The organism is Burkholderia sp. WAC0059, assembly GCF_002870125.1.
GTDB lineage: Bacteria > Pseudomonadota > Gammaproteobacteria > Burkholderiales > Burkholderiaceae > Paraburkholderia.
In genome coordinates, this window is the sequence record NZ_PNEO01000004.1 from 203,037 (window position 1) to 228,491 (window position 25,455).

Consider the following 25,455-nt stretch of genomic DNA (forward strand, 5'->3'; position numbering starts at 1 on the left):
AACCCCATGGCGTACCGTCGTCCACTGTCGATGTTGCTGCGGCTCGCCGCCGCCGCGTGCGTTTGCGCGGCGGCGCTGAACGTCGCCCATGCCGGCGCGCGACGGCCCGCCGGAGGCAACGAGGTCGACGCGCCGGCCGGCACGCTTTCGATCGGCGTCGGCAAGGGCTCGCTCGTGCGCCTGCGCTCGCCCGCGACCACGGTGTTCGTGGCCGATCCGTCCGTCGCCGACGTCCACGTGCCGAATCCGCAGGCCGTGTTCGTGCTCGGCAAGAAGTCGGGCACGACGACGCTCTACGTGCTCGGCGCCGACAACCGCACGCTGCTGCGCGAGACGATCGAGGTGACCGACGACGTCGCCTATCTCCAGCAGATCCTCGACGCGCGCTTCCCGGCGCTGCACCTCGCCGTCACCTCGGCGCCGGGTTCGCTGATGGTCTCGGGCCAGGTGAACAGCGCCGCCGACGCCGACGCGGTCGTGCAGACGATCACGCCCTACCTGGATGGCAAGGAAACGCTCATCAACCGCATGGTGCTCACGCACCCGTTGCAGGTGAACCTGCACGTGCGCATCGCCGAGGTCGACCGCACGGTCACGCAGGAATTCGGCGTGAACTGGTCCGCGGTGGGCGGGGGCAACTTCATCGGCGGCCTCCTTTCGGGCCGCGAGATCCAGGACCCGAGCACGGGCGTCTACCAGTTGGCGACCAACAACGCGTTCTCGCCGCTCGTCGGCTTCAAGGCCGGCGCCACGTCGATCCAGGCGCTCATCGACGCGCTCGACCAGGAAGGCCTCATCACGATGCTCGCCGAGCCGAACCTGACCGCGATGTCGGGGCAGACGGCCAGCTTCCTCGCCGGCGGCGAGTTCCCGATTCCGGTCACGCAGGGCGGCAGCAACGGCGCGATCAGCGTCGAGTTCAAGGAATTCGGCGTCTCGCTGAACTTCACGCCGACGGTGCTCGCCGACAACCGTATCAGCCTGCGCGTCCACCCGGAGGTGAGCCAGCTCGACACCTCGGCCAGCATCACCTCGGGCGGCATTTCGATCCCCGGCCTCAGCGTGCGCCGGCTCGAAACCACGGTCGAGCTTTCGAGCGGCCAGAGCTTCGCGATCGGCGGCCTGCTTTCGAGCGATTCGAGCAACACGCTCTCGGAGCTGCCCGGCATCGGCTCGCTGCCGATACTCGGCAAGCTGTTCTCGTCGCGCAACTTCCAGGACCAGAAGTCCGAGCTCGTCGTGATCGTGACGCCCTACCTCGTCAACCCGACCAACGGCAACCGGCTGCGCACGCCGCTCGATACGCTGATGTCGCCGAGCAGCGACGTCGAGTACAGCCTGCAGCGCCAGACCGGGCTCGATCCGCTGTCGGGCAACACGCCGCGCCTCGTCGGCTCGGCCGGCTTCGTCTATTGAAGGAGACCGCGATGCGCCCCGCCGTCCGCCACGCCCTCACCGTCCGCCGCGCGCTGCCGCTCGTGCCGCTCGCGTCCGGCCTGCTGCTGTGCCTCGGCCTGTCCGGCTGCCTGTCGCAGGACCCGCCGCTGAACCTGCCCGACGCGCGCGTGATCTCGTTCGACGGGAACGCGGCCGTGCCGCCCGATTGCACGCAGATCGCCGAGCCGTCGCATCTGGGCGACCCCGACAGGCTGCCGCACCCGACCATTCCGTTCGGCTGCGCGACCTACGCGAACCTCGCCGCCGAACTCGCGCGGCCCGAGGACGCGGTCTCGCCCAAGCCCTACGCCGGCGAGCGCGCGGCCGACGCCGCGCTCGGCGCCTCGGCCGTGCGTGCCCTCGAAAACGGCAAGGTCACGCCGCTCACGTCGGGCAACACGATGTCCTCTCCCGAGAACTAATGAAACCCACGTTGCGAGGCTCCCGTGCTAAACGCCCCTGATGCGCTGTCCCGCGTCGGCCTAGGCGCCGGCAAGCCGGTCAAGTCGGCCGAATTCGTCGCCTTCGTCTGCGACCAGCAGACCGAGGACACGATCCGCGGTTTCGTGCACGACCAGATGATCGCGCACGCCTACGTCGCGACCGGCACCGTCGACGACGCGATCCGCCGGCTGCAGCGCATGGAGCGCTCGCCCTCGCGGCTGCTCATCGACCTCTCGCAGTCGGCCATGCCGCTCTCGGACCTCGCGCGGCTCGCCGAAGTGTGCGAGCCGTCGGTGTCGGTCATCACGGTCGGCGAGCGCAACGACGTCGGCCTGTTCCGCAACCTGCTGCAGATCGGCGTGCAGGACTACCTCGTCAAGCCGCTCACGGCGGAGCTGCTGCAACGCACGTTCGCCGCCGACGAGAGCGGCGAGCCGCTACAGCAGCGGCGCACCGGCAAGGTGCTGGCGCTCGTCGGCACGCGCGGCGGCGTCGGCGTGACGACGATCGGCGTCGCGCTCGCGCGCCAGCTCGCCGACGTCACGCTGCGCCGTGTCGCCTACGTGGACCTGAACCCCTACGGCGGCGCCGCGAACACGCTCCTCGGGCTCACCACCAACAACGGCCTGACCGACGTGCTGCAGAACGTGCACCGCCTCGACCTGCAATACATGGAGCGCACGTTCGTCACGCGCGGACCGCGGCTCTTCGTGCTGTCCTCGGAACTCGAGTACCGCCGCGACTTCGAGCTGCAGGCGGGCGCGATCAGCGACCTCGTCTCGATGCTCAAGCACTACTTCCATTACGTGCTGCTCGACGTGCCGAGCCGCGCCGGCACGCTCGCCGAGGAGGCGTTCGCCAGCGCGAAGAACATCTACGTCGTCGCCGACCGCTCGGTGCATTCGGCGCGCGAAACCTCGCGGCTGATCCGCCACGTGCTCGCCTGCAGCAGCGAGCCGACCGTCTCCGTGCTCGTGAACAATCCCGGCCAGCCCGCGTCGGGCCGCGTCGAGCTGCCCGACTTCGCCGAGGCGATCGGTCGGCCCGTCGCGCAGGAGCTGCCGTTCGACGGCAAGTCCGTCGCGACGGCCGAGAACCTCGGCGAGGCCGTGCCGTTCGAGAGCGAGTTCGGACTCGCCATCACGGCGATCGCCGACAACCTGACCGGCACCCGCACGACGGTGCAGCCCCCCTGGTACGCGCGGTTCCTGCCGCGAAGGAGACGCTGATGTTCGGCCTGAAGACCGTTTCCCGCCCGCCCGTCGTCGAAAACGATCCGCCCGAGGATGAAACCGGGCGGACCGAACGCGCTGAACGAGTCGAGCGGATCGAACGCGCCGAGCGGACCGTCGAGCGTCCCGCGCCGCCGCAGGCGAGCTTCGCGCCGCCCAAGTCGCGCGAGGCCGCCGCCGCGGTCGCGCAGGCCGAATCGATGATCCGCTCCGAGGCGTTCCGCTCGATCCGCAGCGGCGTGTTCGCGGCGATGAACGTCTCGGCGGCCGTGCTGAAGACGCGCACCGAAGTGCACGAGGGTATCGGCCAGATCGTCTCCGACCTGATCGAGCGCGACCGGCTCAACCTCACCCAGGCCGAGCAGGCGCTCGTCATCGACGAACTGCTCAACGACATGTTCGGCGTGGGCCCGATCGAGCCGCTGCTCGCCGACGACTCGGTGACCGACATCCTCGTGAACGGCCCGGACCAGGTCTACGTCGAGCGCCACGGGCGGCTCGAGCTCACGCAGCTCAAGTTCCGCGACAACGCCCACGTCGTCAACATCGCGCAGCGCATCGCCGCCTCCATCGGGCGGCGCGTCGACGAGAGCAGCCCGATGGTCGACGCGCGGCTTGCCGACGGCAGCCGCGTCAACGTCGTGCTGCCGCCGCTCGCGATCCACGGCGCCTGCATCGCGATCCGCAAGTTCTCGAGACGCAACATCTCGCTGCAGCGCATGTCCCAGCAGGGAAACATGTCGCACGAGATGGCGCAGTTGCTCAAGATCGCGGCCACAGCGCGGCTCAACATCCTGATCTCGGGCGGCACCGGCTCAGGCAAGACGACGCTGCTCAACGCGATGTCGCACTTCATCGACGCGCGCGAGCGCGTGCTGACCATCGAGGACGCGGCGGAACTGCAGCTCCAGCAACCGCACGTCGTCAGCCTGGAGACGCGCCCCGACAACACCGAGGGGCTCGGCGGCGTCACGCAGCGCGACCTCGTGCGCAACGCGCTGCGGATGCGCCCGGACCGCATCATCCTCGGCGAAACGCGCGGCCCCGAGGCGTTCGACGTGCTGCAGGCGATGAACACCGGCCACGACGGCTCGATGACGACGATCCACGCGAACACGCCGCGCGACGCGGTCTCGCGGCTCGAAAGCATGGTGCTGATCGCCAACGGCAACCTGCCGCTGATCTCGATCCGCCGCCAGATCGCGAGCGCGGTGCACCTGATCGTGCAGGTCGAGCGCATGCGCGACGGCGTGCGGCGCGTGACGCGCATCACCGAGATCGCCGGCATGGAAGGCGACATCATCATCACGCAGGACCTGTTCACGTTCCGCTACGACGCCACCGCCTACAACGAGGAAGTGAAGGGCGTGTTCGAATGCGCGTCGATCCGCCCGGCGTTCTCGGGGCGCGCCGCCTACTACGGGCTCGAGGAAGCGCTGATGGAGACGATGCGATCGTGAGTCCGGCCGACGTCGTCACCCTCGCGAGCTTTCTCGCCGTCATGTTCGCAGGCCTGCTGTTCCTGTCGCTGCGCAACGCGCAGCGCGAGCGTCCGCAGGCGCGGCTGCGCGAGCGCCTGAAGGCGCTGCAGTCGCAGCGCGTCGAGCAGCGCCCGGCCGCCGCCGACGAGACGACGGACCTGTTCCGCCAGCAGACGCCCGAGGGCGTGCTGCAAGCCTGGCTCTACCGGCACCGCCAGCGGCTCAACACCGTGGCCGGCAAGCACGGCGGCGCCTCGCTCGCCTTCGCGGCGCTCGCCGGGCTGATCGCGGGCCTCGCGCTCGCGCGGCTCTCGCTGCTGCCCGGCTGGACCGATCCGCTCGTCGTGCTGGCCGGGCCGCCGCTCGCCATCGTGCTCGCCTACAAGCGCCTGATCGCGCGCTTTCGCGTCCGCTTTCTCTACGCGTTCCCCGACACCATCGACCTCGTGATCCGAGCCACGCGCGCCGGCGTGCCGATCACGCAGGCCATCGCGACGGCGGGCGAGCAGGTCGACGAGCCGGTGCGCGCCGAGTTCAAGACGATGGGCGACGCGCTGAAGCTCGGCATCGACCTCGTGGACGTGCTCGAGGCCGCCAACGCGCGCATCGAGATCGCCGACTTCGCGTTCTTCTCGGTCTGCCTGCGCCTGCAGCGGGAAACCGGCGGCCAGCTCGGCGAGACGCTCGAGAACCTGTCGTCGATCATCCGCATGCGCCGCGACATCCGCCAGAAAACCAAGGCGCTGACGGCCGAAGGCAAGCTGACGAGCCGCATCATCGCGTTCGTGCCGTTCTTCATCGGCGCCGCCATCTACACGCTGAACCGCGACTACATCGAAGTGCTGTTCACGACCGGGACCGGGCACCGGATGCTCGCCGTGGCCGCCGTGCTGCTCACGGTAGGCCTCACGATCGTGCAGAAAATGGCCAGACTGGATACCTCGCGATGAATCTTCATGCTTCTTTCGTCGTCGCCTGCCTCCTGCTGATCGTCGCCGCGCTCGCGGCCGCGACCGCCTGGTTCCGGGTCGGGTCGAGCCCGCGCGCGCGCATCGCCGAGCGCGTGCGCGCCGTCGCCGCGAACGGCACGGGCTCGCTCGAACTCGCGAACGAGACCGGGCATCCGCTGCTGCGCCGCGGGCTCGGCCGCAGCCTCGCGATGCTCGGCGAGCGCATCCCGATCTTCGACGCGCAGCAGCGCACGCATCTCGCGCAGCAGTGCCGCCGCGCCGGGTTCCACGGCCAGCGGGCCGTGTCGATCCTCATCGGACTGAAGTTCAGCGCCGGCATCGGCGCCGCGCTCGGCATCGCGCTGTTCGGCCAGCACGTGCCCCTGTTCGGCCAGTACCTGCTGCTGCGCGTGCTGATGATGCTCGGCGCGTTCATCCTCGGGATGATCGTGCCGGAATACGTGCTCGCGTTCCGCGCGCGGCGCTGGCAGCGCAAGATTGCCGTGGCGCTGCCCGACGCGCTCGACCTGCTCGTCATCTGCACGAACGCGGGCCACAGTCTCGCCGTGGGCGTGCAGCGCGTCGCCGACGAAATCCGCATGGTGTCGGCGCCGCTCGCCGACGAGCTGGATCTGACCTCCTCGGAGCTGCAGTTGGGCGGCGACGCCTCGATCGCGCTGCGCAACCTCGCCGACCGCGTCGCGCTGCCTTCGGTGCGCAGCCTCGTCGCGACGCTGATCCAGTCGCAGCAGTTCGGCACCCCGATCACGACGGCACTCAAGACCCTCTCGAAGTCCGAGCGCAACTCGGCGATGGTCGAGCTCGAGGAGAAGGCCGCGAAGCTCGCGCCGAAAATGACGATGCCGATGATGCTCTTTATCCTGCCGGTGGTTTTCATCATCGCCGCCGGCCCCGCCGTGTTGCGCCTGTTGACGGTGTTTGGAAAATGAACGAAGCGACCCGCTCCCGGCGCACCCGCGCCTCTCCCCCCGTCACCCTCGCCGCCTTCGTGCCGCTCGTTCTCGCGCTCGGCCTCCTCGCCGGCTGCTCCAGCACGCCGCGATACGCGTCGACGCTGCCCGAACCGAAGCCGATCACGAAGACGCTCGGCGCAACCGACGACCTGCGCATCGCGAACGGCGCGCTCGAGTCGGGCGACCTCGACCTCGCGCAGTCGCTCTACGAGAAGGCGCTCAAGCACGACCCGAAATCGGTCGAGGCCAGCCTCGGGCTCGGCGACTGCCTCTACCAGCAGGACGACCTCGAGCACGCGCGCCTCGCCTACGAGCACGCCGTCGCGCTCGCGCCCGACACGCCGGCGCCGCAACTCGCGCTCGGGCGCATCGCCATCCGCCAGCGCCGCTTCGACGACGCGGCGCAGCGCTACCGCGCGCTGCTCGCGAAGACGCCGAACGATCCGGCCGCCTCGGCCGGCCTCGGCACGGTGCTCGACCTCGAAGGCCAGCACGCGCAGGCCGAGGCCGTCTACCGCGGCGCGCTCGCGCTGCATCCGGACAGCCAGGCGCTGCGGATCGATCTGGGGCTTTCGCTCGTCCTGTCGAACCAGCCGCGCGAAGGCGCGAACGTGCTGCTCGACGTGGCCGGCATTCCGGACGCGCCGCCGCAGGCCCGCCAGGATCTCGCGCTCGCCTACGGCCTGCTCGGCAACGACGACGCGGCACAGAAGATTCTGCTGACCGATCTGCCCAAGGCCTCGGTGGAGGACAACCTGCGCTACTACGCGCGGGCGCGGGCGGCGCTGCAGAGCCAGCCGCAGGCCGACGCCGCGATACCGGTGGCGTCCGCCGTATCGCAAGTGCCCGGGGCGGCCGTGCCGCTCGCGCCCACGATTCCTTCCGCGGCGCCGGCGACGAACGCGGCCGCCGCGTCGGGCCAGGCCCCCGGATCGTCCGCTCAGGAAATGACGGCGCAAAGCTCGATTCCGGCGCGACTGACGGCCGGCTTCGACAAATGAGCGGCGCGGATCGTACGGTGCGCGCGACGCGGCCCGTCCGCGCACCGAAGCGGCAACGCGGCGTCACGACGGTCGAGTTCGTGATGATCCTGCCGTTCTTCCTGCTGCTCGTCTTCATGATCTTCGAGCTGGGCCTCGCGTTCGCGACCCAGGAGCTCATGGACAACGCGGCGCGCGACGCGGCCCGGCTGATCCGCATCGGCACGATCACCGGCTCGAACTACGCGACGCCGCTCGTCGACGCCATCTGCAACGACCTCTCGCTCACGCAGTTCACGCTGGTGCCGGCGTGCCAGCAGAACATCCAGATCTACGTCGCGGCGACGAACTCCGGCTCGCCGAGCGGCACGGGCTTCACGCAGCTCTCCACCGCGGCGTTCGGCAACGGCACGATGACCCAGACCGAGGCGAACCTTTCCGCCGACTACGACGTGATCCTCCAGGTGGGCTACAACTACCGCTGGGCGCTGCCGTGGACCTCGGTGCTCGCCGGCAACACGATGCTGATTTCCACCATCGCCTTCCAGACGGAGCCGTACTGATGCTGCGTTTGCTGCGCTTCCTGCGTTCGCTCCTCGCCAGCCGCCGGGGCACGGCGGCGACAGAGTTCGCGATTCTCATGCCGGTCATGGCGACGATCCTGTTCGCCGTATTCGAGCTTTCCCAGATCGTGCGCGCACAGATGAAGCTCGAAAATGCGGCGCAATCGATCGCCGACCTCGTGTCGCAACAAATCGACGGCGTGACGGGCGGCACGAACGGCTCGCTCGGCAACTTCTGCAAGGCCGGCGCGCTGATGATGACGCCGTTCTCCGTCGGCGCCGACTCGGCCTCGTTCACGATCGCGGTGGCGAGCGTGACGAACCAGGGCGGCGCCGCCCAGGACTGGCAAAGCGACGATTCGTGCGGTTCGAACGCGACCGCGATCTCGTCGGTTTCGCTCGCACGCGGCCTCGTGCCGTCCGCCGGCGACAGCGTCATCGTCGTGCAGGCATCCTATCTTTACAACTCGCCGATCCAGTATCTGTTCCCGGGGCTTTTCACGCTGACCCACGTCGCGTTCGCGCGGCCGCGCGGCAACGCCGCGATCGCGTGTACGGCTTCGTGCTCGTGAGGCCATTGCCATGCCGATTCCAGACAAAACGCGCGCGGGCCTGATGCTTCGCCCGAAATCGAAGGAGCGCGGCGTCTCCAGCATCATGCTGCTGATCCTGCTGATTCCGATCATCCTGATCGTCGGCATCTCGGTCGATTTCGCGCGCATGGTCCAGTTCCGCTCCGACCTGCAGAACGCCGTGGACGAAGCCGCCCTCGCGGGCGCCGTGGTCTTCGACGACCAGACCCAGGCCGACAACGCGCAAAGCGTCGCCCAGAACTACTTCAATCACGCGATCCTGCCGTCCAGCCTGTCGGTTGCCTCGTCGAAAGTGACGACCGACACGAACGGCACCATCAACCCGAATCTTGGCGGAGCGGCAGCCCACACCGTCACGGTGAGCGCGACCGCCCATGCCTCGACGACGCTGATGTCCCTGTTCCTTCCGGGCGCCCAGACCATCAGCGCACAGGGCACGGCCGGCAATCCGATCGTCTCGGCGACGCCGGTCGTCACCCAGGTCAACTCGCGCGCCTGCGACGGCAACACCGTCTATCTGTACCAGGTGCCTGTCAACGCGCAGGGCACGGCCTACGATTTCTCGAGCGTGCCGGCGTTCTCGAACAGCAGCTACGACGAGATCGGCACCAGCTACACGCCGGGCACCCCGCAATACCCGACGCAATCCGGCCAGGGCGTGCCCTCGTTCGCGGCCACGCAGCCGTTCGGCGTGATGCTGCGCAACGATACCAACGGCAACGTCGGCAATCCGACCTGCTCCGTGTCGGTGAACGGCGCGAACTCTTACGGCGCGCCGAACGGCGGCAGCCAGACGTTCTACTCGTCGCTGCTCCAGAACGGCGAATCGCCGAGCGAGGATTCGAACTACGGCTACCAGGTTGCGGTTACGTCCGGGACCGATTCGTCGGGCAACCCCGAGATCACGTCGGTCCAGACCACGCTGCCGCCCAGCATCCTGAACCCGCAGGGCAGCACGGCCTCGCTCAGCCAGTCGACGCTGCAATCGCTGCAGGCATCGGGATACAACACGCTGGACACCTATCTGGGCATCAATGCGCCGGACACGGGCTACTCGAACTGCACGACGAGCACCTCGGGCAACACCACGACCTATGACTGCTCCACCCAGTACCGGACCTCGAAGAACCCGCAGACCTCGGCGACGCCGAACTGCTCGTTATACATCCAGACCGGCGTGACGCAGGACTACATCAACGGCTTGTCGGGCTCGTCTCCGCCGCCGTCCCAGGGCAACTGCTTTTCCACGACGGACGGCGGCGCGCAGTATGCCGCACCGAGCTGCGCGCAGCTCTCGGCGCTGGCCGCGGGCTCGGGTTCGTCGGCAACCGCGCCGGCGGCCGTGTTCTGGTGGGACGACGGGGGCGGGGTGGGTCCGAACGAACAGTTCTACCTGGGCGCTTACCACTGCGCGCAAATGTCGAAGGACAGTCCGGGCTACGGCGAGGACTGCCAGTTCCAGAACGCCTTCTTCGCCATCGAGTGCTCGATACCGAACGGAAGCCAGACGGGATTGATCTCGGTGGTACTGACGCAGTAGACGGCAGGGCCTGGGCCCGGAAACGCGGCATGCCGGATAAGCCGTCGACCGCGAGCCGGGGTCCGGCGGCACGGCTGCAAAACCCGCCGCCCCCGGCCGACGCCTGTCAGGAAGCGGCGATCAGCGCGACAGGCGGCGTCTCGCGATGGGCCGCCGCGGCGCGCGCGCCGGACGGAAGGCTTGCCGCCTCGCCCAGCACCGCGCGCGAAATCTGGAAGCCGGCCACGGCCTCCTTGAGCTGCCGCGTCTGTTGATGCAGCGACGCGGCCGCGGCGGCGGCCTCCTCGACGAGCGCCGCATTCTGCTGGGTCATCTGGTCCATCTGCGCGACGGCCTGGTTCACCTGCTCGATGCCCGTGCTCTGCTCGCGCGACGAACCGCTGATGTCGGCGATCATCTGCGTGAGCTTCGAGATCGATTCCGACACGCCGCGCATCGCCTCGCCCGCGTGTTCGACGCGCTCCGCGCCGCCCCGGATCTGGCCGACCGAATCGTCGATCAGCGTCTTGATCTCCCTGGCCGACTGCGCGCTGCGCTGCGCGAGCGCACGCACCTCGGAGGCGACCACCGCGAAGCCGCGGCCGTGCTCGCCCGCGCGCGCCGCCTCGACGGCCGCGTTGAGCGCGAGGATGTTGGTCTGGAACGCGATGCCGTCGATCACGCCGATGATCTCCGCGATTTTCCCCGAGCTTTCGGCAATGGCGTGCATGCGCTCCACGACGTCGTTCACGACGGAGTTGCCGCGCGAAGTCGCGTCGAGCGCGCCCGTCGCGAGCGCGTTCGCCTCGCCCGCGTGCTCGGCGTTGCGGCGCACGGCGCCCGTCAGCTCGCCCATGCTCGCCGTGGTCTGTTCGAGCGAGGCGGCCTGGCTTTCGGTGCGCGCCGAGAGGTCGGCGTTGCCGGTCGCGATCTCGTCGGCGCCGAGGTGGATCGAATCGGCGGCCTCGCGCACCGTCTGCACGGTGCGCGCGACGCTCGTCTGCATCATGGCGAGCCCGTGCAGCAGCCGGCCGATCTCGTTCTGGCCGTGGGCGACGACGGGTTCGTCGAGATGCCCGCGCGCGATGCGCTCGAAGTGGCGGCCCGCTTCTTCGAGCGGCGCCACGACGCCGCGCCGCAGCGCGGCGTACACGCCGACGGTCAGCGCGACGAGCACGACGAGAATCGCAATGCCCACGCTGCGGAAAAGCGCGAGACGCGTGTCGATCGAATCGAGCGAGGCGCGCGTCGCCGCCGAGCTGAACTGCACGAACGCCTGCAGCTCGCCGAGATAGGCGTCCTGGAACGACTGCGTCGGCTGGTCGAGGAACGCCTGGATGTTGCCCGCGTCGAGGTATTGCGCAAGCTCGGTCAGCGCCTCGTGCAGCGCGTGATAGCGCTGCGCCACGGCGTCGGTGTGCGTGCGGTTTTCGCTATTGATCTGCGCCGTGTTCGCGAACACGGCGAACGACTGTTCGGCGAGCTGCAACTGCGCGCGCGCGTGATTGACGATGTCGGCCGGTTCGCTGCCGCCGCGCACCATCCGCGTGCCGGCGCGCGAAAGGTTGATGCGCGCGTCCATCAATTCCTGCGTCGTCAGGTTGATCGCATTCTCCTGCTTCAACGCGACGTTAGAGAGATCGCCGACGTCGTCGTGCGAACGCGCCAGCGACCAGAAACCCAACCCCTCGGTCACGAGCTGCAACACGCAGAACGCTGCGAGAACACACAACATGCCGGAAGCAATCTTGATCTTGCTGAACATCGTGGACACCTGATGGGCTGGATTGAAGGGAGCAATCTGGCAAACAGCCATGTCAGGGTTAACGGTTTGGCGGCTTCGGCGCTTGAGTCGGCTCGGGACTGCGACGGCCTCCCGGGACCGACGTTTGACGGCCTGCCGGCCGGCGGATTTCGCGCGAAGCGCGTCTAACCGATTGTTCCTTTTGAAGTGATTCGGAAGCAGCCAGATCGGGGCGCGACGAATCGAGACCGGACACTAATAAAGTCGCGCGCGGTTCATCAAAACGACACTCGCCCTTCCGCCGGATCGAGGCGCGCGACGGCCGAACTTCCGAAAAAGCGGAAACCGCGACGTCAGCCGCGCACGCTCCAGTGCCAGGCTTCGAGACCCATCTTCGCGGCCAGCACGAGGAGCATCGCGCCCATCACCGCGCGCTGGACGAGCAGCCAGCGCGGACGCCTCGCGAGGAATCCCGCGACGCTGCCCGAGGACACGGCCACGAGCGCGTTGACCGAGAGAAACGCGCCGCAAAGCGAGGCGCCCAGCACCAGCGACTGCCTGAGCACGTTGCCGGCGCGATAGTCGATGAACTGCGGCAGCAGCGACAGGAAGATCATGGCGAGCTTCGGGTTCAGGAGGCTCGTCGCCGCGCCCATCGCGAACAGCCGGCGCGGCCGCTCGGCCCGCACTTCGCCGATCTGCAGCGGCGAACGTCCCCCGGGCCTCAACGCCTGCCAGGCCAGATAGAACAGATAGAGCGCGCCGCCGGCCGCGAGAACGCGGCCCGCGTCCGGCACGCCAAGAAACAGCGCCGTGATCCCGAACGCCGCGCCGAACATGTAGAACAGGTAGCCGAGCATCACGCCCGCGAGCGACGTCAGCCCTGCCCTCGGCCCCTGCGCGACCGAGCGCGACATCACGTAGACCATGTTGGGCCCCGGCGTGACGGCCAGCATGCTGCCCACGGTCACGAATTCGTAAATCGTCCCCATCCCTTCCCTCTGCCGCGGCTCCATCGTCGATCACGGTGAACAGTATCGGATTGCGCGACAGCGTCGTAAAACGGATTAAACTGAACCAATTAATCAGATTTTCTGACGAATATGAAAAAGCTCGATCTCGACGTGCTGGAGATGGTCGTCGCGGTGGCCGACGCCGGTTCGTTCGCCGGCGCCGCCGAATCCGTGCACCGCTCCCCCTCGGCGGTGAGCATGCAGATCCGGTCGCTCGAAGCGTCGCTCGGCAAGCCGCTCTTCACGCGCGACACGCGCAACGTCGCGCTGACCCCGGACGGCCGGACGCTCGTCGATTACGGCCGCCGCATGCTGGCGATCCGCGAGGAGGCCTGGGCCTCGGTGGTCCGCCCCGAGATTCGCGGACGCGTCACGATCGGCGTGCCCGACGATTACGCCTCGTCGCTGCTGCCGGCCGTGCTGCGCAAATTCGCGGTCGCCCATCCGCGCGTGGAAATCCGCGTCATCGGGCTGCCGAGCGGCGCCCTCGTCCCGCTGCTCAAGGACAACACGCTCGACCTCGCCTGCATCACGAAAATCCGCGGCGTCACGGGCGAATTCATCCGGTTCGAGCCGGCGGTCTGGGCGGCCGCGCGCGGCAACCAGCAGGTGTGGAAGGAGCGTCCGTTGCCGATCGCCGTCTTCGAGCCGGGCAGCACGGTCCGCTCCTACGCGATCGCCGCGCTGCAGCGGGCCGGCATCAAATACCGGATGTCGTATGAAAGCCCGAGCCTGCTCGGCGTCGTCAGCATGGTCGAAGCCGGGCTCGCCGTCACGCCGCTCGCGCGCTGCAGCGTACCGAAGCATCTCGCCGAACTCGGGGAGGCCGAAGGCCTGCCGCCGCTGGCGGCGCTCGAAGTCGTGCTCGCCCGTAGCGCGCGGTCCGCGCGGCCGCCTTGCGAGTTTCTGGCGGAGCAGATGCTGGCGGAGCTTAGGGCGTGAGGGTGTTTCCAGTCGCACCCGACGCAAAGTCGGGAACGGCGAATTAGAAGCGGCCCGGTACAAAAACAAAAAGAAAAGCCAAACAAGGACTTCCATTTTTCATTTTGGTCCGGTTCAATTTTAAAAATTCCAGCAATCAAATCATAGGCTACATATTGAACCCCTATGAATCCCAGCGAATCAACCAGGAGCCTTATCGGAATCAAGTCATCAGGAGATGCCATTCATCTCCACATCGAGGGAAACGAATGCTCTCTTTATGCAGGGAAAATAATGATTGCCTTGCCAGTTAATTCGCAACCTCGAAACAATACGAAAGAACGGGCCGCCACATGATTCTAAAATGATTTTCGGTAGAATTAGCGCCCGAGGAGCAGGCCGTCCCTCGTAAGTAGCTACAAGGCGGCTCTGATAAGTAATGGCGATATTCGCCGTTGCCACAGAAATATGACAACCCTCCCTAAGGGTTCTTCGTTCTCTGTACGTCTCGCTCCTCGCCAACAATAAATCTATGCGGCGAGTCCGGGGAAATGACTCTTGATGAAATCTGGCCCACTTAGTTGACGTCGCGAAACCGCTCCGGTCAATTTCGCAGTGGCCCGCGGGTACGTCATTGTCCAGACATTCGTACTCTGTGACTTTACCTGCGACCCATCGCGACTACGGCTCTATCGGTCGGTCGTCATGGTGGTCATGTCCCTCCTGTCGCGCTATCCGGGCACTACATTGATTACCGTTATTTCGTAAAGAAAAGGAGAAAAATGAATCTGCCGAAGACATACGGGGTTATTCTCGCGGCCGCCATCGCGGCACTGGGCGGATGCGCGACCGAGTCGTCGCACTCTCTGCCCGTACCGCCGGTCGCCAGTGCCCAGATTCCGGCCACGGGCAAGCCGGTCGCGATTGCGGTGGGCAAGTTCGACAACCGGTCGAGCTACATGCGCGGCATCTTTTCCGACAATGTCGATCGCCTCGGCGGCCAGGCGAAGACGATCCTCATCACGGCGCTTCAGCAAAGCGGGCGCTTCAACGTCCTCGATCGCGACAACCTCGACGAAATCCGCCAGGAAGCGGGTTTCCTGAAGCAGGCACCGGCAATCAAGGGCGCGCACTACGTCATTACCGGGGACGTGACCGAGTTTGGGCGCAAGGAGGTGGGGGACCAGGAGCTGTTCGGCATCCTCGGCCAGGGCAAGGCCCAGGTCGCGTATGCGAAGGTGAGCCTCAACGTAGTGGATACCTCGACATCGGAAGTCGTGGCATCGAGCGAGGGAGCCGGCGAATTCAGTCTGTCGAATCGCGAAGTCATCGGCTTCGGTGGCACGGCCAGCTATGACTCGACGCTGAACGGCAAGGTGCTGGACCTCGCTATCCAGGAGGCCGTCAACCACCTGGTAGCACAGGTGGATGCGGGCGCGCTCAAGGCAACCCGGTAACGGAGAACGCCCCGGTCCATCCACGATTCAACGGTATCCGAAGCAGACACACTCAAAACTTTTACGATGAACTACAACAGCACGATACGGGGAATCTGCCTGCCGGTAACGGCGGCAGCGATGCTTCTTACGGGATGCGCAGCGAACAGCCCGCCGCCGATTTACCAATGGACCGGCTACCAGCCGGCTGTCTACGACTACCTCAATGGTGCAAAGGCGCCGCAGGAGCAGATCGACGCGCTCGAAAAAGCGCTTCAGGAAATTCGCGCCAGCGGCCACACGCCGCCGCCCGGCTTCCATGCGCAACTGGGCATGCTGTACGCGAGCGTCGGCAACGAAACACAGGCCATGCAGGAGTTCGAGGTCGAAAAGGAGCTGTTTCCGGAGTCCGCGACCTATATGGATTTCCTGATGAAGAAACCCAAACAGCCCTGAGCGAGCCGCCATGTCAAAGTTCCTTTCCTTCAAGCTCTGGCTTGCCCTGTCGACTCTCGCCCTGCTGGCTGCGTGCGCGCAACCCGTCAGGCATGTTGACTACACCGCGTTCAAGAACAGCCGGCCGCGCTCGATCCTGGTGTTGCCGCCGACGAACGAAACCACCGACGTCAACGCAACGAACAGCATGCTTTCACAGATGACCATGCCGCTTGCCGAATCCGGCTACTACGTGGTGCCGGTGGCGGTGATGGACGAGACGTTCAAGCAAAACGGCCTGACGACGGCGGCCGACATCCAGGCGACGTCACCAGCGAAGCTGCGCGAAATCTTCGGCGCCGACGCAGCGCTGTACGCCAAAGTCACCCAGTACGGCACGGTGTACCACATAGTCGACAGCGCAACCGTGGTCACGGCATCCGCAAAGCTCATAGACCTCAAGACGGGCGACATACTGTGGCAGGGCAGCGCGAGTGCAAACAGCAACGAGGGCAACAATAGCTCTGGCGGCGGACTGATCGGCATGCTGATAATCGCAGCCGTCAAGCAAATTGCGAACTCGCTGACCGACAAAAGCCACGATATTGCCGCGGTGACAAGCTATCGCCTGCTGCACGCGGGACCGCCGAACGGGCTCCTGTATGGGCCGCGATCGCCGAAGTACGGCACCGACTGACCGCTCCGGCAAAAAAAGCATCGATCACAAGGGAGGAACGCGGCGCCGGCTCCAGATCGTCTGGGCTGGCGCAACTCCCGACCGACGCGTTATGTTCCGCTGGCACGTCATGCCGGTCGAAAAAGAAGAGCCCCGGTTCTCTCTTTCAAGCCTTTGGCTTGAAAGAGAGAACCGGGGCATGCTTTATACGTGACCCCGATATTCCGGTTAGAACGGAATATCGTCGTCCATCTCGTCGAACCCGCCGCCGGCCGGCGCGCTGGAGCGGCCGCCGCCGTTGCCGCCACCGCCGTTACCACCGCTACGCCCGGCACCGCCGCCACCGGCCGCCCGGCCGCCGCCGCCACTACCACCGCGCGACGACGACTCGACCGGCTCGCGGCCGCCATATCCGCCGTCGTCCCCGCCCATCGCCGCGCCGCCGCCGCGGCCGCCCAGCATCTGCATCTGGTCCGCGACGATCTCGGTCGAGTAACGGTCGGTGCCGTCCTGCGCCTGCCACTTGCGGGTGCGGATACGGCCCTCGATATAGACCGACGAGCCCTTCTTCAGGTATTCCGACACGATTTCCGCGAGGCGGCCGAAGAACGCGACGCGGTGCCATTCGGTCATTTCCTTCATGTCGCCGGACGCCTTGTCCTTGTAGCGATCGGTCGTGGCAAGCCGGATGTTCGCCACCGCGTCGCCGCTCGGCAGGTAGCGCACTTCGGGATCGGCACCGAGATTGCCGACGAGAATGACCTTGTTCACCGATGCCATAAAGTTTCTCCTGTGGATTCCGTTGCGCGCGAACGCGCCGGCGCTCGCGACCCGATATCAGCCGCGGCGCGGCGGCGCCTTCATATTGGCCGCGATTATAAGCCAGCACAAGACCAGCCCCGAGCAGGCGTAAAACACCACGCTGGGGCCGCCGCTCTTGAGGAGCCACCCGCCCGCGAAGCCGCCGAGCGCGAGCCCGATCGACTGCGTCGTGTTGTACACGCCGGCCGCCGCGCCCTTGCGCGTGCCCGGCGCGAGCTTGGACACAAGCGAGGGCTGCGACGCCTCGAGAACGTTGAAGCCCAGGAAGTACACGAACAGAATCGCGGCCACGATCAGAATGGTATGCGGCGCAGCGCCGAGCAATAGCTGGCCGATCAGGATAAGCGCGACGGCCGAGACGAGCACGGCCTTCATCTTGCCCCGCTTCTCGGCCGCGATGATGGCGGGCACCATCGCGAAGAACGAAAGGCCCATCACGGGCAGATACACTTCCCAGTGGTCCGCCACCGGCAGGCCCGCGTCGACGAGCAGGCGCGGCACCACGAGAAAGAGCGCCGTCTGCGTCGCGTGCAGCACCAGCACGCCGAAATTGAGCCGCAGAAGCTCGACGTTGTGCAGCACCTCGGCGAACGGCGCGCGCACGTGCACGGGCTTCGGCGCGTCGGGCACGATCCAGAGCACGACGCCGACGGCGAGAATCGAGAGCACGCCGACGATCGCGAAGAGCCCGCTCATGCCGACGAACTCGAACACGATGGGCGCGCCGACGATCGCGACGGCGAACGAAATGCCGATGCTGCCGCCCACCATCGCCATGGCCTTGGTGCGGTTCTGCTCGGAGGTGAGGTCAGCGATGAACGCGATCACCGCCGAGGACACGGCGCCCATCCCCTGGATCACGCGGCCGACGATAATCCAGGTCATGTCGTGCGCGGACGCGGCCACGAAGCTGCCGATCGCGAAGATGACGAGGCCCGTCGCGATGACGGGCTTGCGGCCCACGCGGTCCGACACCCATCCGTAGAAGATGTAGAGCAGCGACTGCGTGACGCCGTAGGCGCCGAGCGCGACGCCGACGAGAAACACGTCGTTCCCGCCGGGGATCGTTTTCGCGTAGACCGAAAACACCGGCATGATCATGAAGAGGCCCAGCATGCGCAGCGCGAAGATCGCCGCGAGGGAGACGGTCGCGCGCCGCTCGGGCGCGCTCATGCGTGTGGATGTGGCGGACGGATTGGACATCGGGAACAATGTTTGGATTCTGGCCCGCGATGCGCGGGTACTTCCCGGACACGGCGGGCGAGCGCCGCGCCGCACGGGTACGGACGGCGGAACGGCAGGCCGTCGCCGCGCGGCGCCGGAGCGGCCGCCGCGCGGCATGGCCGTGGCCGTGGCCGACAGCGTGCGATCGGACTACAACCGGGCTGCAACCGGACCGCGACGGGACGACAACCGGACGACCCTGCCGCGACGCGCTCGCGACAGTCTGCACCGCGTCCCTTTCAGGGGCATTCCAGGGCCGTCAGTCGCCTGTCAGCAAGCCGTAACGGGGGTCCGGAAAAGCCGTTATAGTAGCAGGTTTAGCCTCCTCCTCTTGTGGCAGGTTCATGGAACAAATCCGTATCCGTGGGGCCCGAACCCACAACCTGAAGAACGTCAATCTCGACCTTCCGCGCCACAAGCTGGTCGTGATCACCGGTCTATCCGGCTCGGGCAAGTCCTCGCTCGCGTTCGACACGCTCTACGCGGAAGGCCAGCGGCGCTACGTCGAAAGCCTCTCGGCCTATGCGCGGCAATTCCTGCAGTTGATGGAAAAGCCCGACGTGGACCTGATCGAGGGGCTCTCGCCCGCCATTTCGATCGAGCAGAAGGCCACCTCGCACAACCCGCGCTCGACGGTCGGCACGGTCACGGAAATCCACGACTACCTGCGGCTACTTTACGCACGCGTCGGCACGCCCTACTGCCCCGACCACGGCATCGCGCTCGCGGCGCAAAGCGTCTCGCAGATGGTCGACGCGGCGCTCGCGCTGCCCGAGGACACGAAGCTGATGATCCTCGCGCCCGTCGTCGCCGACCGCAAGGGCGAGCACACGGAACTGTTCGACGACATGCAGGCGCAGGGCTTCGTGCGCTTTCGCGTGCGCTCGGGCGGCGGCACCGCGAACGAGGGCGAGGCGAAGATCTACGAGGTCGACTCCCTGCCGAAGCTTAAAAAAAGCGAGCGCCACACGGTCGACGTGGTGGTCGACCGGCTCAAGGTCCGCGCGGACATGAAGCAGCGCCTCGCCGAATCGTTCGAGACGGCGCTGCGCCTCGCCGACGGCCGCGCCGTCGCGCTCGAAATGGACACGAACCGCGAGCATCTGTTCAGCTCGAAGTTCGCCTGCCCGATCTGCTCGTATTCGCTGCCGGAGCTCGAGCCGCGCCTCTTCTCGTTCAACAACCCGATGGGCGCGTGCCCCGAATGCGACGGGCTGGGCCAGATCACGTTCTTCGATCCGAAGCGCGTGGTCGCGCACCCGTCGCTCTCGCTCGCGGCGGGCGCCGTGAAGGGCTGGGACCGGCGCAACCAGTTCTACTTCCAGATGCTGCAAAGCCTCGCGGCGTTCTACGACTTCGACATCGACACGCCGTTCGAGGACTTGCCCGAGAAGGTCCGCAAGATCCTGCTCTACGGCTCGGGCAAGGAGCAGATCCCGTTCTCCTACATCAACGAGCGCGGCCGCACGTCGGTGCGCGAGCACGTGTTCGAGGGGATCATTCCGAACCTCGACCGGCGCTATCGCGAAACCGATTCGGTGGCGGTGCGCGAGGAGCTCGCGAAGTACCAGAACAACCAGGCGTGCCCCGCCTGCGAGGGCACGCGGCTGCGCCGCGAGGCGCGCTTCGTGCGCATCGGCGCGAACGAGGACGCGCGCGGCATCTATGAAGTGAGCGGCTGGCCGCTGCGCGACGCGCTCGGCTACTTCCAGACGCTGCGTCTCGAAGGCGCGAAGCGCGAGATCGCCGACAAGGTCGTGAAGGAGATCGTCGCGCGCCTCATGTTCCTCAACAACGTCGGGCTCGACTACCTCTCGCTCGAACGCAGCGCGGAAACGCTCTCGGGCGGCGAGGCGCAGCGCATCCGGCTCGCCTCGCAGATCGGCTCGGGCCTGACCGGCGTGATGTACGTGCTCGACGAGCCGTCGATCGGCCTGCACCAGCGCGACAACGACCGGCTCATCGCGACGCTCAAGCATCTGCGCGACCTCGGCAACTCGGTGATCGTCGTCGAGCACGACGAGGACATGATCCGCATGGCCGACTACGTGGTCGACATGGGGCCGGGCGCCGGCGTGCACGGCGGCATGGTGATCGCGCAGGGCACGCCGGCGCAGGTCGAGGCCGACCCGGCCTCGATGACGGGCCAGTACCTCTCGGGCGCGCGCCGCATCGAGTATCCGGACGAGCGCAACGCGCCCGGCGACCGGTGGCTGCGTATCGTCGAGGCGCACGGCAACAACCTGAAGCGCGTCACGCTCGACCTGCCCGTGGGGCTCCTCACCTGCGTGACGGGCGTGTCGGGCTCGGGCAAATCCACGCTCATCAACGACACGCTCTATCACGCGGTCGCCCAGCACCTCTACGGCTCGTCGGCCGAGCCCGCGCCGTTCGAGGCGATCGAGGGGCTCGAGCATTTCGACAAGGTCATCAACGTGGACCAGTCGCCGATCGGCCGCACGCCGCGTTCGAATCCGGCCACCTACACGGGCCTCTTCACGCCGATCCGCGAGCTGTTCGCCGGCGTGCCGGCCGCCAAGGAGCGCGGCTACGATCCGGGCCGCTTCTCGTTCAACGTGAAGGGCGGGCGCTGCGAGACCTGCCAGGGCGACGGCGTGCTGAAGGTCGAGATGCACTTCCTGCCCGACGTCTACGTGCCCTGCGACGTCTGCCACGGCAAGCGCTACAACCGCGAGACGCTCGAAGTGCAGTACAAGGGCAAGAGCATCAGCGAGGTGCTCGACATGACGGTCGAGCAGGCGCACGAGTTCTTCCGCCCCGTGCCCGTCGTCGCGCGCAAGCTCAAGACGCTGCTCGACGTCGGCCTCGGCTACATCCGCCTCGGCCAGTCCGCCACGACGCTCTCGGGCGGCGAGGCGCAGCGCGTGAAGCTCTCGCTCGAACTCTCCAAGCGCGACACGGGCCGCACGCTCTACATCCTCGACGAGCCGACGACCGGCCTGCACTTCCACGACATCGCGCTGCTGCTCGAAGTGATCCACCGGCTTCGCGACCAGGGCAACACGGTCGTCATCATCGAGCATAATCTCGACGTGATCAAAACCGCCGACTGGGTCATCGACCTCGGCCCCGAGGGCGGCGCCGGCGGCGGGCAGATCATCGCGCAGGGCACGCCGGAAGACGTCGCGCAGTCGAAGGCGAGCTTCACGGGCCGCTATCTGGCCCCGCTGCTCGGCCGCACGGTCGCCGCGGCGGCCGCGGCCGCCCGGTAGGAGCAGGGGCGCGTTCGCGCGAGGAAAACCAAGACGACGCCGGCGACGGCGTCGCGGCAAGCCGGCAATAGCACGATCGGAAAGCGAAACACGAGATGGTCAAACGCAACGAAGCGCCGGAAAACAGGCAGGTGCACGATCTGCGCCCGCGTCCGGTCAGGCCGGCCGACGAGGCGGGCGCACCGCGGCTCTCCGTCGTCGAGGCGGGGAGCTACGCGAGCGCCGTGCTGGCCCTGTGGGCGACGCTGGAGTTCAAGCTGCTCGGCGCGCTGCTCGCCGGCATGCTCGTCTACCAGCTCGTGCATGCCATCTCGCCGCTGATCGAGCGCCACACGTCGAGCCAGCGCGCGCGCTGGGCGGCCGTCGTGCTGCTCTCGACGATCATCGTCGGCGTGCTCACGGGCGTGACGGTCGGCGTCATCGAGCACTTCGAGCGGGACATGCCCGGCATGCAGAAAGTGCTCGACCAGACGATGGCGTTCCTCGACCACGCGCGCGGCCGCATTCCCGACGCGGTCGCCGCCTATCTGCCCGTGGACGTCGGCCAGATGAAGGTGAAGGCCGTCTCGCTGATGCGCGAGCACGCCACCCAACTGCAGCAGGGCGGCAAGAGCGCCGCGCGGGTGTTCGGCCACATCGTGATCGGCATGATCATCGGCGCCATCGTCGCGGTCGGCGAGCAGCGCGGCACGCGGCGGCTGCCGCTCGCGCGGGCGTTCGTCGCGCGCGTTTCGCGCTTTGCCGACGCGTTCCGCCGCATCGTCTTCGCACAGGTGAAGATTTCGGCGATCAACACTGCATTCACGGGCGTCTATCTGCTCGTCGCGCTGCCGCTCTTCCACTCGACGCTGCCGCTCGCGAAGACGCTCGTCATCGTCACGTTCGTCATCGGCCTGCTGCCCGTGATCGGCAACCTGATTTCCAACACGCTGATCGTCGCCATCGCGCTGACCGTGAGCCTGCCGGCCGCGATCACGTCGCTCGCGTTCCTGGTCGTCATCCACAAGCTCGAGTATTTCCTGAACGCGCGCATCGTCGGCGGCGAGATCGAAGCGCGCTCGTGGGAACTGCTCGTCGCGATGATGGTGATGGAAGCCGCGTTCGGCATTCCCGGCGTCATCGCGGCGCCGATTTTCTACGCCTACGTCAAGCGGGAACTGGTCAGCCTGCGGCTCGTCTGAGGCCGCGGCCGTCGCCTCGGGCGGCCCGGGACGACGGAACGGATCAGCAAAACATTAGCGGAACACGACCGTCTTGCTGCCGTTGAGCACGATGCGATGCTCGACGTGCCACTTCACGGCGCGCGCGAGCGTCACGCACTCCACGTCCCGGCCGATCGCGGTGAGCTGCTCCGGCGTCATGCTGTGGTCGACCCGCTCCACCTCCTGCTCGATGATCGGGCCTTCGTCGAGATCGGTCGTCACGTAGTGCGCGGTCGCGCCGATCAGCTTCACGCCGCGGTCGAACGCCTGGTAGTAGGGCTTCGCGCCCTTGAAGCTCGGCAAGAACGAATGATGGATGTTGATCGCGCGGCCGGCCAGCCGCTCGCAGAGCGCCGGCGAGAGGACCTGCATGTAGCGCGCGAGCACGACGAGGTCCGCGCCGTGGCTCTCGATCACCTCGAGCACGCGCGCTTCCTGCGCGGCCTTCGCCTCGGGCGTCGCATGCGCAAGCGGGAAGTGGTGGAACGGAATGTTGTAGCTCGCGGCAAGCTGGTAGAAGTCGCTGTGGTTCGAGAGGATGGCCGGAATCTCGATCCCCAGTTGGCCCGTGCGATAGCGGAACAACAGGTCGTTCAGGCAATGGCCGATCTTCGAGACCATGATGACGACGCGCGGCTTCCGGTTCGCGTCGTGCAATTCCCAGCGCATGCCGAACTGCGAGGCGAGCGGCGCGAAGTCCGCGCGCAGCGCGTCGAGGCCGGGATCGCCGCCGACCTGCTGGAAATGCACGCGCATGAAGAATTCGCCCGTGTGGCTGTCGCCGAACTGCGCCGAATCGAGAATGTTGGCGCCGCGCTCGAACAGGAAGCCCGACACGGCATGCACGATGCCCGGCCGGTCGGCGCACGACAGTTTGAGAATGAAGCTGTGATCGGTCGACATGACCCCGGTAACTCCGTGTTTCAGTGATTCGGTGCGGCCCCGGCGCGAACTAGAGCGCCGGCGGCGAGAACAACGCGTCGATGCCCTCGCAGGCTGCCTCGTCGATCCAGCGACGGCGCAGCAGGCAGTCGAGCGTCGCGAGGCTCGCGTCCACCGTCATTTCGCCATCCTCGATCCAGCGCGCCACGTCGTCGATGCGCGCGAGCCGGTGCTCGCCGACTTCGCCGTCCTGATTATGCGGGGCGAAATCCTCGGGCAGCGCGAGATCGTAGATGAAGATCTGCTCGGCCTGCGTGCCCTCGGGCAGCGACTGCAGCACATGAACCGCGCGTCCCGGCTGCGCGCGCGAAGCCAGCGCCTCGGCGATGCCGGCTTCCTCCCAACACTCCTTGACGATCGTCGCCTCGACGCCGAAGCCCCAACCGATGCCGCCCGCCACGACGTTGTCCAGCATGCCCGGATCGGTGGCCTTGGTCTCGCTGCGCCGCGCGATCCAGAGCTGCGGCGCGCGGCCCGCCCATTCTACGACGCCGTTCAGATGGACCGCCCACGTCATCGTGCCGAAGAAGCGCGAGGCGGCCCGCTCGATGTAGGCGAGCGGCGGCGCGTCGAACGCGTTGCGGATCGCGTAGATCTCGTCGCGCCAGCCGTGAATCCGGCCCTCGGCCGCGAGCGCGCCGATCACGGCGCCGAGCGCGGCGCTGCGCAGCGTCTGCGTATTCAGATGCGGCGCGAGCGAGATGCGCGCGCCGTCCTGCACGAACACGTCCGGCCAGCGCGCGAGCAACGGCGCGTCGGTCGCGCGAATCCAGCCGACGCGCTCGTCGCCGATCCAGAACGGAAAATGCGCGCTCACGTCGAAACGGCGCGCGGCGCCGATGCAGGGCAGGGTCATGTCGGGGTACTCCGTGAATGCGGCCGGCGCGGCGGCGATTGCGGCGGCGCGCCGGCCGCCTGCCGCCCGCGGGTCCGGTCTCGCGGCGCGAGGCGGCCGCCGGACAGGACGCGGACGGTCGGATGATATCGGGCGATGCGGGCGATCAATGCCCGCCGAACGACGTGATCGTGAAAAGCGGCAGGCCGGCGGCGGTCAGGCGCTTCGAGCCGCCGAGGTCGGGCAGATCGATGATCGCCGCGCCCTCGACGACCTGCGCGCCGAGCCGCTGGAGCAGGCGCGTGCCGGCCAGCATCGTGCCGCCGGTCGCGATCAGGTCGTCGACGATCACGACCCGGTCGCCGGGACCGCAGGCGTCCTCGTGAATCTCGACGGTGGCGCTGCCGTATTCGAGCGTGTAGGTCTCGGAAACGGTCCGGTACGGCAGCTTGCCGGCCTTGCGCACGGGAATGAAGCCGAGGCCGAGCTCGTAGGCGACCATCGGCCCGATGATGAAGCCGCGCGCGTCGAGCCCGGCCACGTAGTCGAGCTTCGTGCCGACGTAGCGCTCGACGAACAGGTCGATCAATACGCGCAGCGCCTTCGGATTGCGCAAAAGCGGGGTGATGTCGCGAAACTGCACGCCCGGCTGCGGCCAGTCGGGCACCGTGCGGATCTGGCCGTGGATGAACTGCGCGGCATCCGCGGATGCGCTCGCGGGAACGTGGGACATGAATCTCTCCGGGTAATGTGGGTAACGCGTGCGGGCCGCGGCATGGGCTCGGCCGGCCAGAAGCGC

General features: G+C 67.3%; 23 protein-coding genes. 16 read left to right on the forward strand and 7 right to left on the reverse strand.

Annotation, left to right across the window (positions count from 1 at the left end; genetic code table 11):
• Positions 1-6: 6 nt before the first annotated feature.
• From CY652_RS06105 to CY652_RS06150, 10 genes are read left to right on the forward strand one after another with little or no spacing between them, the layout of a single operon-like run.
• Positions 7-1,416 (forward strand): type II and III secretion system protein family protein, encoded by a 1,410-nt coding sequence (locus CY652_RS06105; protein WP_102129805.1) that lies wholly within the window; start codon positions 7-9, stop codon positions 1,414-1,416.
• Between the two features lie 11 nt (positions 1,417-1,427).
• Positions 1,428-1,859 carry a hypothetical protein gene (locus CY652_RS06110; RefSeq protein WP_258002209.1) on the forward strand — a complete coding sequence of 144 codons (432 nt, stop codon included), beginning with the start codon at positions 1,428-1,430 and terminating at the stop codon, positions 1,857-1,859.
• 24 nt (positions 1,860-1,883) lie between these two features.
• Positions 1,884-3,110, forward strand: coding sequence for an AAA family ATPase (locus CY652_RS06115; protein ID WP_258002210.1), 1,227 nt, complete (start codon positions 1,884-1,886; stop codon positions 3,108-3,110).
• Positions 3,110-4,573 carry a CpaF family protein gene (locus CY652_RS06120; RefSeq protein ID WP_258002211.1) on the forward strand — a complete coding sequence of 488 codons (1,464 nt, stop codon included), beginning with the start codon at positions 3,110-3,112 and terminating at the stop codon, positions 4,571-4,573. The genes CY652_RS06115 and CY652_RS06120 overlap by 1 nt, the downstream gene beginning before the upstream one ends.
• Positions 4,570-5,544, forward strand: a complete 975-nt coding sequence (locus CY652_RS06125; RefSeq protein WP_102129806.1) for a type II secretion system F family protein — start codon at positions 4,570-4,572, stop codon at positions 5,542-5,544. The genes CY652_RS06120 and CY652_RS06125 overlap by 4 nt, the downstream gene beginning before the upstream one ends.
• The gene (locus tag CY652_RS06130; RefSeq protein ID WP_102129807.1) at positions 5,541-6,494 is read left to right on the forward strand and encodes a type II secretion system F family protein; all 954 of its coding nucleotides are present in this window, start codon (positions 5,541-5,543) and stop codon (positions 6,492-6,494) included. The genes CY652_RS06125 and CY652_RS06130 overlap by 4 nt, the downstream gene beginning before the upstream one ends.
• The gene (locus CY652_RS06135) at positions 6,491-7,519 is read left to right on the forward strand and encodes a tetratricopeptide repeat protein (protein WP_102129808.1); all 1,029 of its coding nucleotides are present in this window, start codon (positions 6,491-6,493) and stop codon (positions 7,517-7,519) included. The genes CY652_RS06130 and CY652_RS06135 overlap by 4 nt, the downstream gene beginning before the upstream one ends.
• Positions 7,516-8,061 carry a TadE/TadG family type IV pilus assembly protein gene (locus CY652_RS06140; RefSeq protein WP_102129809.1) on the forward strand — a complete coding sequence of 182 codons (546 nt, stop codon included), beginning with the start codon at positions 7,516-7,518 and terminating at the stop codon, positions 8,059-8,061. The genes CY652_RS06135 and CY652_RS06140 overlap by 4 nt, the downstream gene beginning before the upstream one ends.
• Positions 8,061-8,633: a TadE/TadG family type IV pilus assembly protein gene (locus tag CY652_RS06145; RefSeq protein ID WP_102129810.1), complete on the forward strand. Its 573-nt coding sequence runs from the start codon at positions 8,061-8,063 to the stop codon at positions 8,631-8,633. Before CY652_RS06140 ends, CY652_RS06145 begins: the two co-directional genes overlap by 1 nt.
• 10 nt (positions 8,634-8,643) lie before the next feature.
• The gene (locus CY652_RS06150) at positions 8,644-10,194 is read left to right on the forward strand and encodes a pilus assembly protein TadG-related protein (protein ID WP_102129811.1); all 1,551 of its coding nucleotides are present in this window, start codon (positions 8,644-8,646) and stop codon (positions 10,192-10,194) included.
• Between the two features lie 106 nt (positions 10,195-10,300).
• Here the strand turns inward: CY652_RS06150 and CY652_RS06155 are convergent, their stop codons facing one another.
• The gene (locus CY652_RS06155; protein ID WP_102129812.1) at positions 10,301-11,938 is read right to left on the reverse strand and encodes a methyl-accepting chemotaxis protein; all 1,638 of its coding nucleotides are present in this window, start codon (positions 11,936-11,938) and stop codon (positions 10,301-10,303) included.
• Between the two features lie 332 nt (positions 11,939-12,270).
• Positions 12,271-12,909 (reverse strand): LysE family translocator, encoded by a 639-nt coding sequence (locus tag CY652_RS06160; RefSeq protein ID WP_102129813.1) that lies wholly within the window; start codon positions 12,907-12,909, stop codon positions 12,271-12,273.
• 111 nt (positions 12,910-13,020) lie between these two features.
• On the opposite strand from CY652_RS06160, the gene CY652_RS06165 reads away from it, so the two are divergent.
• From CY652_RS06165 to CY652_RS06180, 4 genes are all read left to right on the forward strand, one after another.
• Complete coding sequence (locus CY652_RS06165; RefSeq protein WP_102129814.1) at positions 13,021-13,872, forward strand: LysR substrate-binding domain-containing protein; 852 nt, start codon at positions 13,021-13,023, stop codon at positions 13,870-13,872.
• 761 nt (positions 13,873-14,633) lie between these two features.
• The gene (locus CY652_RS06170) at positions 14,634-15,308 is read left to right on the forward strand and encodes a CsgG/HfaB family protein (protein WP_102129815.1); all 675 of its coding nucleotides are present in this window, start codon (positions 14,634-14,636) and stop codon (positions 15,306-15,308) included.
• A 120-nt stretch (positions 15,309-15,428) separates the two neighbouring features.
• Entirely contained in the window at positions 15,429-15,743 is a 315-nt protein-coding gene (locus CY652_RS06175; RefSeq protein WP_258002212.1) for a DUF4810 domain-containing protein, read from the forward strand.
• Positions 15,744-15,753: 10 nt separating this feature from the next.
• Positions 15,754-16,419 carry a DUF799 domain-containing protein gene (locus CY652_RS06180; RefSeq protein ID WP_102129817.1) on the forward strand — a complete coding sequence of 222 codons (666 nt, stop codon included), beginning with the start codon at positions 15,754-15,756 and terminating at the stop codon, positions 16,417-16,419.
• Between the two features lie 207 nt (positions 16,420-16,626).
• Here CY652_RS06180 and CY652_RS06185 read toward each other — a convergent pair whose 3' ends face one another.
• Both CY652_RS06185 and CY652_RS06190 read right to left on the reverse strand, forming a co-directional pair.
• The gene (locus CY652_RS06185) at positions 16,627-17,178 is read right to left on the reverse strand and encodes a single-stranded DNA-binding protein (RefSeq protein WP_102129818.1); all 552 of its coding nucleotides are present in this window, start codon (positions 17,176-17,178) and stop codon (positions 16,627-16,629) included.
• A gap of 57 nt (positions 17,179-17,235) precedes the next feature.
• Positions 17,236-18,423, reverse strand: coding sequence for an MFS transporter (locus CY652_RS06190; protein ID WP_102129819.1), 1,188 nt, complete (start codon positions 18,421-18,423; stop codon positions 17,236-17,238).
• 365 nt (positions 18,424-18,788) lie between these two features.
• Between CY652_RS06190 and uvrA the strand changes: the two genes are divergently transcribed.
• On the forward strand, positions 18,789-21,677 hold the full coding sequence (uvrA, locus tag CY652_RS06195) for an excinuclease ABC subunit UvrA (protein ID WP_102129820.1): 2,889 nt from the start codon (positions 18,789-18,791) through the stop codon (positions 21,675-21,677).
• Between the two features lie 95 nt (positions 21,678-21,772).
• A complete protein-coding gene (locus CY652_RS06200; protein WP_102129821.1) occupies positions 21,773-22,858 on the forward strand; it encodes an AI-2E family transporter in 1,086 nt (361 codons plus the stop codon).
• A 54-nt stretch (positions 22,859-22,912) separates the two neighbouring features.
• Here CY652_RS06200 and purU read toward each other — a convergent pair whose 3' ends face one another.
• From purU to CY652_RS06215, 3 genes are all read right to left on the reverse strand, one after another.
• Complete coding sequence (purU, locus tag CY652_RS06205) at positions 22,913-23,782, reverse strand: formyltetrahydrofolate deformylase (protein ID WP_102129822.1); 870 nt, start codon at positions 23,780-23,782, stop codon at positions 22,913-22,915.
• Between the two features lie 49 nt (positions 23,783-23,831).
• Positions 23,832-24,677, reverse strand: coding sequence for an NUDIX hydrolase (locus CY652_RS06210; RefSeq protein ID WP_102129823.1), 846 nt, complete (start codon positions 24,675-24,677; stop codon positions 23,832-23,834).
• A 145-nt stretch (positions 24,678-24,822) separates the two neighbouring features.
• A complete protein-coding gene (locus CY652_RS06215; RefSeq protein ID WP_102129824.1) occupies positions 24,823-25,389 on the reverse strand; it encodes an adenine phosphoribosyltransferase in 567 nt (188 codons plus the stop codon).
• Between the last annotated feature and the right edge of the window lie 66 nt (positions 25,390-25,455).

Coding starts and splice junctions, on each gene's coding strand:
- CY652_RS06105 (WP_102129805.1), top strand. CDS start 7: ATGGCGTACCGTCGTCCACTGTCGATGTTGCTGCGGCTCGCCGCCGCC.
- CY652_RS06110 (WP_258002209.1), top strand. CDS start 1,428: ATGCGCCCCGCCGTCCGCCACGCCCTCACCGTCCGCCGCGCGCTGCCG.
- CY652_RS06120 (WP_258002211.1), top strand. CDS start 3,110: ATGTTCGGCCTGAAGACCGTTTCCCGCCCGCCCGTCGTCGAAAACGAT.
- CY652_RS06130 (WP_102129807.1), top strand. CDS start 5,541: ATGAATCTTCATGCTTCTTTCGTCGTCGCCTGCCTCCTGCTGATCGTC.
- CY652_RS06135 (WP_102129808.1), top strand. CDS start 6,491: ATGAACGAAGCGACCCGCTCCCGGCGCACCCGCGCCTCTCCCCCCGTC.
- CY652_RS06140 (WP_102129809.1), top strand. CDS start 7,516: ATGAGCGGCGCGGATCGTACGGTGCGCGCGACGCGGCCCGTCCGCGCA.
- CY652_RS06145 (WP_102129810.1), top strand. CDS start 8,061: ATGCTGCGTTTGCTGCGCTTCCTGCGTTCGCTCCTCGCCAGCCGCCGG.
- CY652_RS06150 (WP_102129811.1), top strand. CDS start 8,644: ATGCCGATTCCAGACAAAACGCGCGCGGGCCTGATGCTTCGCCCGAAA.
- CY652_RS06155 (WP_102129812.1), bottom strand. CDS start 11,938: ATGTTCAGCAAGATCAAGATTGCTTCCGGCATGTTGTGTGTTCTCGCA.
- CY652_RS06160 (WP_102129813.1), bottom strand. CDS start 12,909: ATGGGGACGATTTACGAATTCGTGACCGTGGGCAGCATGCTGGCCGTC.
- CY652_RS06165 (WP_102129814.1), top strand. CDS start 13,021: ATGAAAAAGCTCGATCTCGACGTGCTGGAGATGGTCGTCGCGGTGGCC.
- CY652_RS06170 (WP_102129815.1), top strand. CDS start 14,634: ATGAATCTGCCGAAGACATACGGGGTTATTCTCGCGGCCGCCATCGCG.
- CY652_RS06175 (WP_258002212.1), top strand. CDS start 15,429: ATGCTTCTTACGGGATGCGCAGCGAACAGCCCGCCGCCGATTTACCAA.
- CY652_RS06180 (WP_102129817.1), top strand. CDS start 15,754: ATGTCAAAGTTCCTTTCCTTCAAGCTCTGGCTTGCCCTGTCGACTCTC.
- CY652_RS06185 (WP_102129818.1), bottom strand. CDS start 17,178: ATGGCATCGGTGAACAAGGTCATTCTCGTCGGCAATCTCGGTGCCGAT.
- CY652_RS06190 (WP_102129819.1), bottom strand. CDS start 18,423: ATGTCCAATCCGTCCGCCACATCCACACGCATGAGCGCGCCCGAGCGG.
- uvrA (WP_102129820.1), top strand. CDS start 18,789: ATGGAACAAATCCGTATCCGTGGGGCCCGAACCCACAACCTGAAGAAC.
- CY652_RS06200 (WP_102129821.1), top strand. CDS start 21,773: ATGGTCAAACGCAACGAAGCGCCGGAAAACAGGCAGGTGCACGATCTG.
- purU (WP_102129822.1), bottom strand. CDS start 23,782: ATGTCGACCGATCACAGCTTCATTCTCAAACTGTCGTGCGCCGACCGG.
- CY652_RS06210 (WP_102129823.1), bottom strand. CDS start 24,677: ATGACCCTGCCCTGCATCGGCGCCGCGCGCCGTTTCGACGTGAGCGCG.
- CY652_RS06215 (WP_102129824.1), bottom strand. CDS start 25,389: ATGTCCCACGTTCCCGCGAGCGCATCCGCGGATGCCGCGCAGTTCATC.